This is a genomic window from Curvibacter soli (assembly GCF_029211125.1).
Classification (GTDB): domain Bacteria; phylum Pseudomonadota; class Gammaproteobacteria; order Burkholderiales; family Burkholderiaceae_C; genus Curvibacter_A; species Curvibacter_A soli.
This window is the reverse complement of the sequence record NZ_JARGEN010000097.1, coordinates 1-930: the sequence shown is the minus strand read 5'-3', so window position 1 is coordinate 930 and position 930 is coordinate 1. Positions and strand designations below refer to the sequence as shown.

General features: G+C 56.8%; 1 protein-coding gene. It reads right to left on the bottom strand.

What is annotated here, in order from left to right; all coding sequences use genetic code 11:
• Positions 1–930 (bottom strand): IS1634 family transposase (locus PY257_RS16240; RefSeq protein WP_275743703.1); only part of this gene is annotated, 930 nt, incomplete at both ends.

Genomic DNA, 930 nt, shown 5'->3' with positions numbered 1-930 from the left:
TACAAAACGTGTTTGGCGAGGTCTGATGGGGTGGGTGGAGTCAATTCCAAGGCCGCAAACAGCGACTTCTGAGCGGGCGTGATCTCGGTCAAGCCGGTCAGCGTTTGGCCCTCGCCGGTCTCAACGGTCTGCTGATGGATGCGCTTGAGTTGCTCCAGCAACGTGGTGGGCGACTCTGAGCGTTTGGCAGCCTTGAGCCGCATACGCATCACCCGGTACAGAACCAGCGCCATGAAACAAATCAGTGCATGCGCGCGAATGCGCTGTGGCAGCCGGTGGTACACCGGCCCAATCTCGATGTCTGATTTCAGTACCCGAAAGCCCCGCTCAATATCGGCCAAGCTCTTGTAACGCTGCACCGCCTCAGCCGCAGTTGCCTTGGTGTTGGTCACCAGCAGCAGCTTGCCATCGAGCAGTTCCAGGTAGCGTTTTTTGTCTTCGTCAATCGTGTAACTGAACAACTGCGCTTTCAAGTCCACCTTGATCAGATGCGCCATGTGGGCAACTTTGACCTCATGGTAGAAACGTGCCTTGGTCCCCGAATCGGACATTGGTCGGCCTTTGCTTTTTTTCTTTGTCCCGGTACGCAGACTCTCGTCCTGCTCATCGAGTTTGACAGTGCACTGCTGGCCCAGCTTGACCAATTCGGCTACCTTGTTATCGCGCGCAGCGGTACGCCTGTTGGCAGCTACTGGGTCGTGCGCCACCACCAGACGACTATCGTTCCATTTGGTCTCGGCACACCATTCCTGGGTGGCGTCCTGGCTCTTGTGCAACTTTTGCAGGTCATCTGCAAAGTCGCCATATCGTGCTGCCGGCAGCGCCAGGATGTACTCCACGGCGACATCACGGCCGTCCTTTTTGAGTTGCGTTTGCAGTTTGTCCAATTCTTCGATGTTGGCCGTGCTGAGCAACCCCCGGTCGGCAATC